This window comes from Solibacillus isronensis, assembly GCF_900168685.1.
In the GTDB taxonomy this organism is placed as follows: domain Bacteria; phylum Bacillota; class Bacilli; order Bacillales_A; family Planococcaceae; genus Solibacillus; species Solibacillus isronensis_A.
In genome coordinates this window covers 1,989,976-2,004,430 of the sequence record NZ_FVZN01000014.1, presented here as the reverse complement: position 1 = coordinate 2,004,430, position 14,455 = coordinate 1,989,976, and the positions used below count along the sequence as shown (strand labels likewise).

The window sequence follows — 14,455 nt, the reverse complement described above, 5'->3', positions numbered from 1 at the left end:
CATCTAAATTTTACTACTGGCATATTTGAAGTGCTTGCAGGAATAAGTTATAATGATATAAATGGAGATGGGAGAGTGTGCTCCATCTCCTCATTGCTGAAAGCGAGGTGCTGGTCTTGAGTTCTTTCGATAAAACAATGAAATTCAGTTTTCCAGAAGAATCCATGGAACAAGAAGTAAAGCAAGTGATGCTGAAGGTGTATACGGCTTTAGAGGAAAAAGGGTATAATCCAACAAATCAAATTGTAGGGTATTTATTATCTGGCGATCCGGCATACATCCCTCGCCACCAGGACGCACGTAATTTAATCCGCAAGCTTGAACGTGACGAGATTTTAGAGGAACTCGTTAGATTTTATATTAGAAAGAATACTGAGGCGGATAAATGAGAATTATGGGTTTAGACGTCGGCTCGAAAACAGTCGGCGTTGCAATTAGCGATGCGCTAGGGTGGACAGCGCAAGGAATCGAGACAATTAAAATCGATGAAGCGGCAGGCGAATTTGGTATTGAACGTATTAAAGCGCTTGTAAAGGAACACAATGTAACAGAATTTGTTGTAGGCTATCCGAAAAACATGAATAATACAATCGGTCCCAGAGGTGAAGCTTCCGAAAGCTATAAAAAGCTCCTGGAAGATACATTCGGTTTTCCTGTTAAGCTTTGGGACGAGCGTATGACAACGATGGCTGCTGAGCGTATGCTGATCGAAGCAGACGTAAGCCGTAAAAAAAGAAAGCAAGTTATTGATAAAATGGCTGCTGTCATGATTTTACAAGGTTATTTAGATAGTAAAAACTAAAGTTGCTCCACATGAGGCTTTTTTGTACTTATCCGAAAAGGCTTTATGTATAATGAATTGAGCAGCAACAGGCACCAATGCCTAAATATTATGAAGAGGTGACGATCATGTCAGAACAACAAAATCACATTACAGTAGTCGATGAAAACGGCAACGAACAACTTTGCGAAATCTTACACACTTTCGATTCAGAAGAGTTCGGTAAATCATACGTATTATATTCTTTAGTAGGCGCAGAAGAAGATGAAGATGGCGCAGTAGAAATCTTTGCCTCTTCATTCGTTCCTGCTGAAAACGGTGAAGATGGTGAATTAACGCCGATCGAAACAGAAGCAGAATGGGATTTAATCGAAGAAGTATTAAATCAGATTGAAGACGAATTAGGCGAAGAAGAATAATTCATTTAACACGATAAAAACAGAGTGGGTGATGAACCTGCTCTGTTTTATTCATTCATTGGGAGGAATTAGTATGGAAGAAAATATCTTTATTTTGCAAAAAGAAGACGGTGGAGAGCAGCAATGCCGCGTTGTATTTACATTTGATTCGGAAGAGCATTCTTATGTTTTATTCTCATTAATCGGTGATGAAGAAGCAGGTATTTCTGCACTTCGCTATGTACTTGATGAGAATGGCGAAATGAGCGGCTTTTCGGATATTGAAACAGATGAAGAGTGGGCAATGGTTGAAGAAGTTATGAATACCGTACTTGCGGAATTTGGCTCGGATCAGACAAATTACTTCACAATCACGAATGAAGATGATGAAGAAGTTATGTGCCAAATATTGCACCGCTTCGAAAGCAACGGCAAAAATTACTTATTCTATGCAATTATGGAAGACGATGAACCTGTACTGGAGGAAGTATACGCTTCTGCTTATATTGCTGGTGATAAGGGTGAAGTAGCAGACTTGCTTCCTATCGAAACAGATCAAGAGTGGGAAATGGTAGAACAAGTATTAAATTCATTAGCGCAAAACTAATTTTAAGAACCTTACTGTCGATTTATACGACAGTGAGGTTTTTTTATTTGTTCAAAAATAGACAAAAACGAACATTTTCTATTATAAAACGTCGCAAATAGTGAGAATTTCCATACCTTTCGTGGCTCTATATTGTGTCGAAAGAGATTTTTATGTATCATTATGGAAGAGAAAAAGGGGGGACTCCCGTGCTAGACGAAAATAAGAAGCAAGAAATGTTCAATAAGATGAAAGAGCGTAAAGGAGAAGTTAAAACGGTGCGTAAAATTGTGGGAATCATCGCGCTTGTCGCTCTTCTGATTATTGCCATTGTCGGTTTCGTAGGTTACAACTATGTGACATCGGCATTGGAACCAATGGACCCGGAATCGAACGAAAAAGTTGAAGTCGAAATTCCGATGGGGTCAGGTATTACATTAATATCAACTATTCTAGAAGATAAGGGCATTGTAAAGAATGCGCAGATTTTTAAATATTACACTAAATTTAAAAATGAATCGGAATTCCAAGCCGGCAGTTATTCTTTAACGAAATCCATGACACTCGATGAAATTATTGAAAGCTTAAAGACAGGTCGTGTGTATCGCGAGCCTGTATTTACAATGACAGTACCAGAAGGATTAACGCTCGAGCAAGTAGCTGATGTGGTACAGAAAAATACTTCTCATAAAGCAGAGGACTTCATGAAAAAAGTGACGGATGCCTCTTATATTGAGCAATTAATCACTGAATATCCTGATTTATTGTCAGAAGCTATTTTAAAGGAAAATATCCGTAATCCGTTAGAAGGTTATTTATATCCGGCAACATATCCATTCTTTGAGGAAAACCCAACGATTGAGGAAATTATCGGTACAATGCTTTCTGCGATGAATACCATTGTTTCCGAATATACTCCTCTATTGGAAGAACGCGAAACATCGGTTCATGAATTGCTGACATTTGCATCATTACTTGAAGAAGAGGCAACTGCGCAAACAGATCGCGAAACAATTGCCAGTGTATTCTATAACCGTATGGAAATTGAGATGCCTTTACAGACAGACCCAACCGTACTGTATGCATTAGGCTCGCATAAAGACCGCGTGCTGTATGAAGATTTGGAAGTGGACAACCCGTATAATACGTATCAAAATGTTGGATTACCTCCAGGACCAATCGCAGGAGCAGGAAAAACATCAATTGAAGCGGCGTTGAATCCTTCACAAACAGATTATTTATACTTCCTGGCAGATAAAGAAGGCATCAATCATTTTGCTAAAACGTATGATGAACATTTAGCGAACATCGAAAAATATTTACGTTAAGAAAGTTAAGTTGTAGAAAAGGAATCGAATGGCTTGAAATTTCCGTTTTACGTTGGAATTCAGTAAATTGTTCGCATTCCTTTTCTTTTCATGCTATTATAAATTGTGATTTTTTGTCCTTATATAACAATTTTGTAGGCGCAAACATCTTCGTTTCGTCTTTTTTCTTGTGAATGAAAGATGTGCGCAAACAACCAGGTAAAGGGAGAATGACGAATGGAATTATCAGACGCTTATATTGCTTCCTTCATTCCTGAACGTGATGAATTACTAATGGAAATGGAACGCTTCGCAGAACAGAATCATGTTCCGATCATGCAGCTTGCCGGGATTGAGTCACTGAATCAAATTTTGCGCATTCAAAATCCGAAATCAATTTTGGAAATTGGAACGGCAATTGGTTATTCGGCTATACGAATGGCTCAAGCGTTGCCGGATTGTCATATTGTGACGATAGAACGCGATTTGTCGCGAGTTCAGTATGCCAAGGAATTCATTGCAAGGTCAGAGGTGGCAAACCGCATACAAGTAATAGAGGGCGATGCGTTAGAGGTAGACATGGAAACACTTCCTACTACTTTTGATGCTGTTTTTATTGATGCGGCAAAAGGGCAATACATGAAGTTTTTCGAAAAATACGCAACACTCGTTCCATCGGGTGGCGTTTTATACATCGATAATATGTATATGCACGGATTATCAGATTTAGATATAAAAGAAGTACCTAGAAGAAAAAGAACGATGATCCGCAACTTAAAAACATTTTCAGACTGGATCATGGCACATCCGGATTATTCGAGTGCCTTTTTCCCTGTCGGTGATGGTTTGTTAATTTGTTTGAAGAGGTGATTAGTGTGAAAAAACCAGAATTATTAGTAACACCACAATCCATAGAGCATATTACAGCACTACTTCAGGCAGGTGCAGATGCTTTCGTGATCGGTGAACAAAAATTTGGCCTACGTTTAGCTGGAGATTTTACAGTAGCACAGGTGGAAGAAGCAACAAAGCTGATTCACGCTGCTGGTAAAAAGGTTTATGTAGCGGTCAATGCATTATTTCACAACGATCGTTTAGATGCATTGGATGAATATTTAGTACAGATGCAGCGTATCGGGGTAGACGCATTATTATTCGGGGACCCGGCAGTAATTATTGCAGTGCGTGAAAACAATGTAACCATTCCGTTGCATTGGAATCCGGAAACGACTGCAACAAACTTCTTCCAAGTGAACTATTGGGGTGAACGCGGAAGTAAGCGTGCTGTATTGGCACGTGAACTTTCAGTCGATGAAGTACTTGAAATTAAAGAAAATACAAAGCATGAAATCGAAGTTCAAGTTCATGGTATGACTTGTATGTTCCAATCTAAGCGCTCACTTTTAGGAAACTATTTCCTGTACCGTGACGAAGCAATGGAAATCGAAAACCGTAAAGAAAACAAAAATATGTTCCTTCACGATAAAGAACGTAAAAATAAATATCCAATCTATGAGGATATGAATGGCACACATATTTTCTCTCCGAATGATATGTGCATTATCGAAGAGTTAAATGAATTGTTTGAGGCGGGTATCGATTCATTCAAAATTGATGGTGTTCTTCAAACGTTTGATTATACGGTGACGGTTACAAAGCTTTACCGTCAAGCAATTGATACGTATTTTGATCAAGGCGAAGATGCGTACGATGATATTAAATCCGAGCTATTTGAGCAAATCGAAGCAATTCAGCCAGCGTTACGTCCACTGGATACTGGCTTCATCTACAAGGAAACAGTCTACTAGGAAGGAGAACGAACGCAGTATGCTACAATTGATTCAAAATGAAAAGATCCGTGAAACTATTAACGGAAAAACAGTAATTACGAAAAAACCAGAGCTTCTAGCACCAGCAGGAAGCTTGGAAAAATTAAAAGTAGCCGTACACTACGGTGCTGACGCTGTATTTATCGGTGGCCAGGAATTTGGTTTACGTTCAAACGCAGGGAACTTCACAATTGAAGAAATGAAGGAAGGCGTTGAATTTGCCAACAAATACGGAGCCGTTGTATATGTAACAACAAACATTTTCGCGCATAACGAAAATATGGATGGTTTGGAAGAATACTTGCAAGCAATCGAGGGAGCAGGCGTAAAAGGAATTATCGTTGCAGACCCGTTAATTATTGAAACTTGTAAAAAGTGCGCCCCTTCTTTAGAAATCCATCTTTCTACACAACAGTCTTTATCCAACTGGAAAGCGGTAAAGTACTGGAAAGAAGAAGGTTTGGAACGTGTTGTTTTAGCACGTGAAGTTGGCGGGGAAGAAATGCGCAAAATGAAAGAAGAGGTAGACATTGAAATCGAAGCATTCGTGCACGGTGCAATGTGTATCGCTTATTCCGGACGCTGCACACTTTCAAACCATATGACGGCCCGTGATTCAAACCGTGGCGGCTGCTGTCAGTCTTGCCGTTGGGATTATGATTTATATGAAAATAACGACGGTGAAGAAGTAGCATTGTTTAACGAAGGTGAAGCACCGTTTGCAATGAGCCCGAAAGACTTGAAATTAATCGAATCCATTCCTCACATGATTGAGTTAGGGATTGATTCATTAAAAGTGGAAGGCCGGATGAAGTCAATTCACTATATCGCAACGGTTATTTCCGTTTATCGTAAAGTAATCGATGCATACTGTGCAGACCCGGAAAACTTTACATTCGAAAAAGAATGGCTGGAAGAACTGGCGCGCTGTGCAAACCGTGCAACTGCTTCGTCATTCTTTGAAGGTGAGCCAAGCTATAAACAACAAATGTTTGGTTTCCATTCACATAAAATGAAGTGGGATTTTGCTGGTTTTGTAATGGATTATGATGCCGAAACACAAATGGTTACATTGGAACAACGCAACTATTTCAAGTCAGGCGATACGGTTGAATTTTTCGGCCCTAATATGGATACATTCAAAATGACGGTTGGCCAGCTTTGGGATGAAAAAGGCAATGAACTAGATGTTGCCCGCCACCCACTACAAATCGTTAAATTTAAAGTTGATCGCTCATTATCACATTTTGATATGATGCGAAAGGAGAATAATTAAATGTCAAACCGTCCAGTTGTAATCGGAATTGCCGGTGGTTCATGCTCAGGTAAAACGAGCGTGACACGTTCTATATACGATGTATTTCGTGAACATTCAGTAGTTGTAATCGAACAGGATTATTATTATAAAGACCAAAGCCATATGACGTTTGAACAGCGTCTGGAAACAAACTATGACCATCCGCTTGCATTTGACAATGATTTGCTGATCGAACATATTCATCGTCTACTTGCTTATGAATCAGTGGAAAAACCGGTCTATGATTATGTACAGCATACACGTTCTGATGAAGTCATTCATGTAGAACCTAAAGATGTAATCATCGTTGAAGGAATTTTAGTGCTGGAGGACGAGCGTCTGCGTGATTTAATGGATATTAAATTATTTGTTGATACGGACTCTGACTTGCGTATTATCCGACGCATTCAACGTGATATTAAAGAGCGTGGCCGTACAGCTGATTCGGTAATCGATCAGTATTTAACAGCAGTGCGTCCAATGCACAATATGTTTATCGAACCGACTAAGCGTTATGCAGATGTAATTATCCCTGAAGGCGGGGAAAATAACGTTGCAATTGACTTAATGGTAACGAAAATAAAAACAATTCTTGAAACTGAATCAAACTTGTAATATGATGATGTAGTATTTACATTAATTACATTTTAAATTGATAGAACAACATAAATAATTAATCATAAAATTCGGCTGCCCGTATTACGGTGTAAACTTCTTCTAAAAGAAGGGATTTACACATACCGTAAACTAGTAGTCGGGTTTTCTGTTATTTATGAACAAAATACGTGAAAATAACTTTTAAATTTATACGTATTTTTTTAGAAATAGAAATAGAAAACGCCAAAAGTAAACGTTTTCAAGTTAATACTAAGGAGTGGGAATAATGTCAAACGAAAAACAATATCCAATGACACTTGATGGAAAACAAAAACTAGAAGATGAATTAAACACATTAAAAACAGTAAAGCGTCCAGAAGTAGTAGAGCGTATTAAAGTAGCACGCAGCTTCGGTGACCTTTCTGAGAACTCTGAGTATGATTCAGCAAAAGAAGAGCAAGGATTTGTGGAAGGTCGTATTTCATTGATCGAGCAAATGCTGCGTAATGCTGTCATTATTACAGAAGACGATTCATCAAATACAATTTCTTTAGGTAAAACAGTTACATTTGATGAATTGATCAACGGTAAACGCGCAAACTTTGAAGAATCTTACACAATTGTTGGTTCAGCTGAAGCTGATCCGATGGAAGGTAAAATTTCAAATGACTCTCCGATTGCTAAAGCTTTAATGGGCAAGCATGTGGATGATGTTGTAAAACTGACTACACCAGGCGGGGAAATGGAAGTTATTATTTTAGAAGTAAAATAATTTATGAGCAGTTAGCATCAACTTGCTAGCTGCTTTTCTTATGTTGATAATTTTGGAAGAGTTTCCGATGTTCAATTTCCGTGCAACCTTCACTGTTCTAATGCTAAAATAGGTTTGCATAGGAGGAATTGAAATGGAACGTAAAAGACGATTTCAAACACGACAACAGTATGCTGAACAAAAAACAAAACAGACGAAATTTCAAAAAGCGGATAAAAGATTAAATTATTTAATCGCTATTGTCGCTGTGTTAATTGTGGCAACATTAATTTTTATTATTACACAAGAGTCAGAACCTAAAAACGAAGCTGAGCAAGATTCGGCGGCAGAAGTAGCAACTGATGTCCCGGAAGATGACGCTGGGCAAGAAACGGAAGATAATGAAACAGAAACAACTGTACTGGAAGATGTAGAAGAGGAAGATACCGTTACAGATGAAACTGAAAACGAACAGCCAACATCTGAATCTGGTGACATGGTAAGTCCTTCCGATGATCCGTCAGTAAAAGAAGTCATTACAAATCCGAATTGGCCGGCCTATCCGACGGCACAAACAGGTGAACATGTGTCGACATATGAAAAAGGGCATATTGATTACGAAGAAAAACTAAAAGCAATTTTTAGTGTCATCGATCTACAGCAGGAAAACAGTATTGTTCTGCGTGTAAATAATAACGGTAGTGCGGAAAGTGCAATTGCCGTTGTCACATCGATGGACAAAGAGCAAAAATACCGTGTAAGTATAGAATGGGTTGACAATGAAGGCTGGAAACCGGTTCAAGTAGAAGTTTTAACAACATTAGAAGGTTCACAATAAGGAAGAATAGTTAGCAAGTTTAATTGGAGGAATGAATAAATGACAATAGCAGTAATCGGTGCAATGGAGCAGGAAGTAGAATTATTACGCGGTGCTCTACAAAATACGCAAACAGAAACAATAGCAAACAGTGAATACACAACAGGTACATATGAAGGCAAAGAAGTCGTACTGTTAAAAAGCGGTATCGGTAAAGTGAATGCGGCAATGTCTACGACGATCCTATTGGAAAAATTTAATCCGAAAGTTGTCATTAATACAGGATCTGCCGGCGGTTTTGATGCAGCATTAAAAGTTGGGGATATCGTCATTTCGGATGAAGTACGTCATCATGATGTGGATGTTACTGCTTTTGGCTATGAGATCGGTCAAATGGCTGGGATGCCTTCAGCTTATAAATCAGATGAACAATTAATGGAAGTTGCCAAACAGGCTGTTAAAGAAGTGGGAGAGCATAATTACAGTGTAGGCCTTATTTGTTCAGGCGATGTATTTATGAGCAACCCTGAGCGTGTTGAGGCAGTGCGAAAAGATTTCCCTACAATGAAAGCCGTGGAAATGGAAGCGGCGGCTGTAGCGCAAGTATGCCATCAATTCAATACACCATTTGTTGTCATTCGTGCATTATCAGACATTGCAGGACAAGAATCGAGCATGTCATTTGATGAGTTTTTACCTGTTGCAGCGAAACACTCAACAGAAATCGTATTAAACGCAATTACAAAACTATAATTCGAATCATCGTAGAAATGCCCAATCACATTAAAGGATTGGGCATTTTTCTTTATTGTTAGATGGAAATATACCTGCCTTTCATATGGCTTATTCTTTCTCTCCATGCTTAAACTGCTGATAAAGCTTAATAAGTGCCCGTTTTTCAATGCGTGAAACATAGCTTCGCGAAATATTAAGCCTTTTGGCAATTTCTTTTTGGGTATGCGGGTCGAAGTTTTGAAGTCCATAGCGGTAGGAAATAATTTCAAGTTCACGTGGATCTAATGTATCCAAATAGCGATACAGCTGGGCAAAATCCTCCTGTCGTTCAATTTTTTCAATTGTTGAAGGTTCGTCAAGCTGCAGTAAATCACGGATTTGAAGAGACTGCCCATCTTTATCGACACCAATCGGCTCAAATAACGAGACATCTTTTTGCACTTTTTTTTGTGCACGAAGATGCATCAGAATTTCATTTTCGATACATCGGGCGGCATATGTGGCGAGACGGGTCTTTTTTTCTGGTGTGAAACTGCTTACGGCTTTCATAAGACCAATCGTGCCAATTGAAATATAATCATCAAGCAAATCGTGTGAAGGGTGGAATTTTTTTACGACGTGTGCAACTAGACGCATATTTCGCTCAATTAATTCGACACGAGCGCTTTCATCCCCCTTAATAAAACGATTGATGACTTCTTCCTCTTCCTCGCGTGATAACGGTTTATAAAACGTCTGCCCTTTTAAATAGCCTAATAATGCGGGAAGCTCAAGCCAAAGTTGAACCAATGCTGTCACAAAACCGCTCAAGCAATTAACATCCTTTCATCTTTTCGACAGTATATGATGAATTTTGCGCAGAAATGAAAAAAGTGTAAGAGCGATATTTCTGCTCTTACACTTTTTTTAATGTAAACGTACTTACCATCAATAGTGCCAACACAGGGAAAAGAATTAAGTAAAATGTTTCGGATAACATATTTGTAAAGAAATAAGAAATAGTTAGTAATGTACCCGCCGCTGTAATCGGCAGTCCTACAAAATAACCTGTTGAATCCATCACATTGAATCGAGCTAAACGCAACGCACCAGCAGCAATAAATAATACTGGCATCATCATACCTGTAAATCCTGCATTCATTAATGCCATTTCATACATTAACAGGGCAGGTGCTACACCGAAAGAAATAATATCCGCCATGGAATCAAGCTGTTTTCCCAATTCGGACTCCTGATTAAATTTACGGGCAACTTTTCCATCATACCGATCTAAAAAAGCAGCGATAAAAATTAATAATACACTGTAGCTATGATACTCATTTAGTGTAGCCATAATTGCAGCCCCACCAAACGACATATTTGTAATTGTAATAATATTAGCAGCATTTGCTTTTATTTTTTTAAACGTTGAATCAACTTTTTGAAGTAGAAACATTGGAAAACACTCCCTTGCACATCGGCTATATTCTATTATACTTGTTCTATTAAAAAAAGGTAATAGTTAATTCATAATAAGACCTATCTTTGTTCGACCAGTCATTATATAATTTACTTTTATTCAATACTTAACGGAGGACCTAGAATGAAGGAAAAATTATACCGGAATATGATAGAACTATCAAATGGTAAAATCTCTTCGAAAATTTTACAACAGATCGCACAATCACGTTTAAGTAAAAATTTTATTCGTAGCTATAGTCAAATATACGGAATTAACATACAAGAAGTTTCAAAATCTCCAAAAGAATTTACTAGCCTGCATGATTTTTTTGTTCGGCAGTTGAAAGAAGAAGTGCGACCGGTAGATGTTCGCAAAAATATATTTGCAAGTCCTGTTGATGCAAAAATAGAAGCATTCGGCAATATTGAGGATCAGGAAATGTTTACTGTGAAAAATAAGCCGTATTCTTTAATTGATTTAATGGGAAATGAAACACAGGCAAAGAGGTATAATAATGGCAAATATATTGTTTTTTACTTGAGTCCTGCAGATTATCACCGTATCCATAGCCCGATTGATGGTGTTGTTAAGCGACAATACATACTTGGGCAAAAGTCTTATCCAGTCAACCAGATGGGCTTACAATATGGAAAAAAGCCAATCAGTCATAATTATCGTATGATTAGCGAAATTAACTATGAAAAACAACATTATACAGCATTCATTAAAGTAGGAGCGACTTTTGTGAATTCAATTGAACTTACTAATACGTCAACACAGTGGAAAAAAGGGGAAGAAGTCGGCTATTTTGCTTTTGGCTCAACCGTTGTGATGTTATTTGAACAAAATGCTATTGAATTTACCGAGAATGTTACAAATGGGGCGAAGATAAAAATGGGAGAAGCCTTTGCTACTATGGTATAATGAATAAATAAATTTTGAGTTAGGGGTTACGGCTTTGTACAACTTTTTATTACCAGATGAATTTATTCGCAGTGTATATGAAATTACACCGGAAAAATTAAAGGATTTAGGCATTAAAGGGATCATAACAGATTTAGATAATACGCTTGTTGAATGGGACCGTGCTGATGCAACGGAAGAGCTTGTACAATGGTTTGAAATGATGCGTGAAGCAGGCATAAAAATTATTATTGCCTCAAACAATCATGAAGCACGGGTGCGCCAGTTTGCAGAACCGCACGGCATACCGTTTATTTTCCGTGCCAAAAAACCATTAGGTGCAGCATATTATGCGGCCCTTGTTCAGCTGCGTCTACGTCGCCATGAAGTTGCGATGCTGGGAGATCAGCTATTAACAGATGTGATGGGTGCAAAACGTCAAAAACTTTATACGTTTTTAGTACGTCCTGTTGCTGACTCTGATGGACTCGTTACAAAATTTAACCGCTTCGTCGAACGTCGTGTATATAACGATCTAAAGCGAAAAGGAAAGTATCCTTGGGAAGACTAAAAAGCGACCCAAGTTTTTTTGCATGAAGGTGCAATAGTAGTTAGGAGGAAATAGTGAATGAATGAAATGCCACAATGTATTGGCTGTGGAACAGTGATTCAAACTGAAGATAAAAATGGATTAGGGTATGCACCTGCATCCTCGCTGGAAAAGGAAATGATTATTTGTCAACGTTGTTTCCGTTTAAAAAACTATAATGAAATCCAACCTGTTAGCTTAACGGATGATGATTTTTTACGTATTTTAAACGGTCTTGGTCAACAGCAAGGTCTGATCGTGAAAATCGTGGATATTTTCGATTTCAATGGCAGCTGGCTACCAGGTTTACACCGATTCGTTGGAAATAATCCGGTTCTTTTAGTAGCAAATAAAGCAGACCTTTTACCAAAATCGGTAAAAGAAAAGAAAGTAATCAACTGGTTAAAACGTGAAGCGAAAGCACTTGGATTAAAGCCGGTTGATGTGAAGCTTGTTTCGGCACATAAAGGAATGGGCATGCAGGAAGTCGTTGCAGCGATTGAAGAATACCGTAACGGCAAAGATGTATATGTTGTAGGTTGTACAAATGTCGGTAAATCGACGTTTATTAACCGTATTATTAAGCAAGCTACAGGTGAGGGAGAAATTATTACAACTTCTCATTTCCCGGGAACTACGCTTGATATGATTGGCATTCCGCTTGATGACGGATCATCTTTATATGATACACCTGGTATTATCAATCACCACCAAATGGCACACCATATCGATTCGAGTGAATTAAAATATATTATGCCGAAAAAAGAAATTAAACCAAAAGTGTATCAGCAAAATCCTGGACAAACACTATTTATCGGTGCTCTTGCCCGTTTTGATTTTATTCAAGGAGAGCGTTCGGCATTTACTGTACATGTTGCAAATGATTTGCCGATCCACCGTACGAAGCTGGAACGTGCGGATCAATTATATGAAGAACATAAAGGTGAGTTACTGGCACCTCCAACGTCTAAACATATTGATCAATTACCGCCATTAGTGCGTCACGAGTTTTCGATCAAAGAACCGAAAACAGATGTAGTTATTTCAGGATTAGGCTGGATTACAGTACAGCATGCCAATGTTGTCGTAGCAGCACACGCACCAAAAGGCGTAGAAGTATTCATTCGTCCATCGTTGATTTAATAATTCATCAGATTTTGAATGGAATTTTATCATCTGAAGTTAGTTGATTGGAATAAAGGGGAGGCGGGCAAATTCGCCTTCTTTTTATCAAGTCAGTTATTTTACAGTGAATGAACGGTAGTAGGAAAGAGGGAATTGTCGATGAAAAAGTGGTTTGCGGTTATTGGGGATCCGATTGCACAGTCAAAATCTCCGGAAATGCATAATGCATGGTATGAAGAAGCGAATGTGGATGCAACGTATATCCCGATACACGTGAAGCCAGAACATCTACAACAAGCTGTTGCATCATTCAAACTGTTAGGGACAAGCGGCTGGAATGTAACGATTCCGCATAAACAAGCGATCATTCCGTTCTTGGATGAGCTGGATGAACTTGCCGAAAAAATGGGTGCGGTCAATACGGTCGTGCGCACTGCAGAAGGTAAATTAAAAGGCTATAATACGGACGGTCCGGGTTTTGTGAAATCACTTGAGCATGTAATTGGTACGACAAAACGTAATGCACCGGTTTTACTGATCGGAGCAGGTGGCGCAGCCCGTGGTATTGCATTTGCCCTTCAACTGACAGGTTATACGAATATAACAATTGCCAACCGGACAGTTGAAAAAGCACAGCAAATTATTGATGAATTACATGCTGGCCAAGCTGTTTCAATGCAAGAAGCAGAACAAAGCATGGCCAATTATGAAATTTTTATTCAAACAACACCAGCAGGAATGACTACGGGCGACTTTGCATTACCATTTTCGCTTGAAAAGTTCCCGGCAGGCGCAATTGCTGCAGATATTGTGTATAATCCATTAATGACGCCATTTTTGCAAGCGGCTGAGCAAAAAGGGGCGACAATTGTCAATGGGTTAGGCATGTTCGTGCATCAAGGTGCGATTGCTTACGAACACTGGTTAGGTCATTATCCAAATACAAATGCAATGATTGCCCGTTTAACGGCGCAATTAGGAGGAAATTATGTTAACAGGTAAACAAAAACGTTTTTTACGTGCTGAGGCACATCACTTAGATCCAATTTTCCAAGTTGGGAAAGGTGGCGTAAATGATGCAATGATTGCACAATTACGCGATGTATTGGAAGCACGCGAACTTATTAAAGTACGCATTTTAGACAACTGTGAAGAAGACAAAAATGTCGTGGCGGAAGAACTGGCAGCCGGTACACGTGCCGAGCTTGTTCAACTGATCGGGTTGACGGTTGTTTTATATAAAGAATCTCGCAACAACAAAAAAATCGTATTACCAAAAGTAGCTACGAAATAAGGTGA

Annotated in this window: 19 protein-coding genes; 17 read left to right on the top strand and 2 right to left on the bottom strand. The window is 38.7% G+C overall.

From position 1 onward, the window contains the following. The first annotated feature begins 116 nt into the window (after nucleotides 1-116). From B5473_RS18765 to mtnN, 12 genes are all read left to right on the top strand, one after another. Entirely contained in the window at nucleotides 117-389 is a 273-nt protein-coding gene (locus tag B5473_RS18765) for an IreB family regulatory phosphoprotein (protein ID WP_014823361.1), read from the top strand. Then, nucleotides 386-802 (top strand): Holliday junction resolvase RuvX, encoded by a 417-nt coding sequence (ruvX, locus tag B5473_RS18760; RefSeq protein WP_079527970.1) that lies wholly within the window; start codon nucleotides 386-388, stop codon nucleotides 800-802. Before B5473_RS18765 ends, ruvX begins: the two co-directional genes overlap by 4 nt. Before the next feature lie 107 nt (nucleotides 803-909). Continuing rightward, on the top strand, nucleotides 910-1,200 hold the full coding sequence (locus B5473_RS18755; protein ID WP_079527968.1) for a DUF1292 domain-containing protein: 291 nt from the start codon (nucleotides 910-912) through the stop codon (nucleotides 1,198-1,200). Nucleotides 1,201-1,273: 73 nt separating this feature from the next. Continuing rightward, the gene (locus B5473_RS18750; RefSeq protein WP_079527966.1) at nucleotides 1,274-1,786 is read left to right on the top strand and encodes a DUF1292 domain-containing protein; all 513 of its coding nucleotides are present in this window, start codon (nucleotides 1,274-1,276) and stop codon (nucleotides 1,784-1,786) included. Nucleotides 1,787-1,974: 188 nt separating this feature from the next. Then, entirely contained in the window at nucleotides 1,975-3,093 is a 1,119-nt protein-coding gene (gene mltG / locus B5473_RS18745; RefSeq protein WP_079527964.1) for an endolytic transglycosylase MltG, read from the top strand. Nucleotides 3,094-3,309: 216 nt separating this feature from the next. Then, the gene (locus tag B5473_RS18740) at nucleotides 3,310-3,942 is read left to right on the top strand and encodes an O-methyltransferase (RefSeq protein WP_079527962.1); all 633 of its coding nucleotides are present in this window, start codon (nucleotides 3,310-3,312) and stop codon (nucleotides 3,940-3,942) included. A 5-nt stretch (nucleotides 3,943-3,947) separates the two neighbouring features. Further along, nucleotides 3,948-4,880: a peptidase U32 family protein gene (locus tag B5473_RS18735; RefSeq protein ID WP_079527960.1), complete on the top strand. Its 933-nt coding sequence runs from the start codon at nucleotides 3,948-3,950 to the stop codon at nucleotides 4,878-4,880. 19 nt (nucleotides 4,881-4,899) lie between these two features. Next, nucleotides 4,900-6,177: a peptidase U32 family protein gene (locus tag B5473_RS18730; protein ID WP_079527958.1), complete on the top strand. Its 1,278-nt coding sequence runs from the start codon at nucleotides 4,900-4,902 to the stop codon at nucleotides 6,175-6,177. Then, entirely contained in the window at nucleotides 6,178-6,813 is a 636-nt protein-coding gene (gene udk, locus B5473_RS18725) for a uridine kinase (RefSeq protein WP_079527956.1), read from the top strand. A 268-nt stretch (nucleotides 6,814-7,081) separates the two neighbouring features. Further along, complete coding sequence (greA, locus tag B5473_RS18720; protein WP_079527954.1) at nucleotides 7,082-7,567, top strand: transcription elongation factor GreA; 486 nt, start codon at nucleotides 7,082-7,084, stop codon at nucleotides 7,565-7,567. Between the two features lie 133 nt (nucleotides 7,568-7,700). Further along, complete coding sequence (locus B5473_RS18715; RefSeq protein ID WP_079527952.1) at nucleotides 7,701-8,384, top strand: YrrS family protein; 684 nt, start codon at nucleotides 7,701-7,703, stop codon at nucleotides 8,382-8,384. A gap of 39 nt (nucleotides 8,385-8,423) precedes the next feature. Further along, nucleotides 8,424-9,116, top strand: coding sequence for a 5'-methylthioadenosine/S-adenosylhomocysteine nucleosidase (mtnN, locus tag B5473_RS18710; RefSeq protein ID WP_079527950.1), 693 nt, complete (start codon nucleotides 8,424-8,426; stop codon nucleotides 9,114-9,116). Between the two features lie 90 nt (nucleotides 9,117-9,206). Here the strand turns inward: mtnN and sigK are convergent, their stop codons facing one another. Together sigK and pssA are read right to left on the bottom strand one after the other, a co-directional pair. Then, nucleotides 9,207-9,908, bottom strand: a complete 702-nt coding sequence (gene sigK / locus B5473_RS18705) for an RNA polymerase sporulation sigma factor SigK (protein ID WP_079527948.1) — start codon at nucleotides 9,906-9,908, stop codon at nucleotides 9,207-9,209. 85 nt (nucleotides 9,909-9,993) lie between these two features. Continuing rightward, the gene (gene pssA, locus B5473_RS18700; protein WP_079527946.1) at nucleotides 9,994-10,533 is read right to left on the bottom strand and encodes a CDP-diacylglycerol--serine O-phosphatidyltransferase; all 540 of its coding nucleotides are present in this window, start codon (nucleotides 10,531-10,533) and stop codon (nucleotides 9,994-9,996) included. Nucleotides 10,534-10,680: 147 nt separating this feature from the next. On the opposite strand from pssA, the gene B5473_RS18695 reads away from it, so the two are divergent. The 5 genes from B5473_RS18695 to yhbY all read left to right on the top strand — a co-directional run bounded on the left by B5473_RS18695 (nucleotide 10,681) and on the right by yhbY (nucleotide 14,450). Next, the gene (locus B5473_RS18695; protein ID WP_079527944.1) at nucleotides 10,681-11,463 is read left to right on the top strand and encodes a phosphatidylserine decarboxylase; all 783 of its coding nucleotides are present in this window, start codon (nucleotides 10,681-10,683) and stop codon (nucleotides 11,461-11,463) included. Nucleotides 11,464-11,497: 34 nt separating this feature from the next. Beyond that, nucleotides 11,498-12,013: a YqeG family HAD IIIA-type phosphatase gene (locus B5473_RS18690; protein WP_008407628.1), complete on the top strand. Its 516-nt coding sequence runs from the start codon at nucleotides 11,498-11,500 to the stop codon at nucleotides 12,011-12,013. 57 nt (nucleotides 12,014-12,070) lie between these two features. After that, the gene (gene yqeH / locus B5473_RS18685) at nucleotides 12,071-13,174 is read left to right on the top strand and encodes a ribosome biogenesis GTPase YqeH (RefSeq protein WP_079527942.1); all 1,104 of its coding nucleotides are present in this window, start codon (nucleotides 12,071-12,073) and stop codon (nucleotides 13,172-13,174) included. A 141-nt stretch (nucleotides 13,175-13,315) separates the two neighbouring features. After that, nucleotides 13,316-14,158, top strand: coding sequence for a shikimate dehydrogenase (gene aroE / locus B5473_RS18680; RefSeq protein ID WP_079527940.1), 843 nt, complete (start codon nucleotides 13,316-13,318; stop codon nucleotides 14,156-14,158). Beyond that, nucleotides 14,145-14,450, top strand: a complete 306-nt coding sequence (gene yhbY, locus B5473_RS18675) for a ribosome assembly RNA-binding protein YhbY (RefSeq protein ID WP_008407625.1) — start codon at nucleotides 14,145-14,147, stop codon at nucleotides 14,448-14,450. Before aroE ends, yhbY begins: the two co-directional genes overlap by 14 nt. The last annotated feature ends 5 nt before the right edge of the window (nucleotides 14,451-14,455 follow it).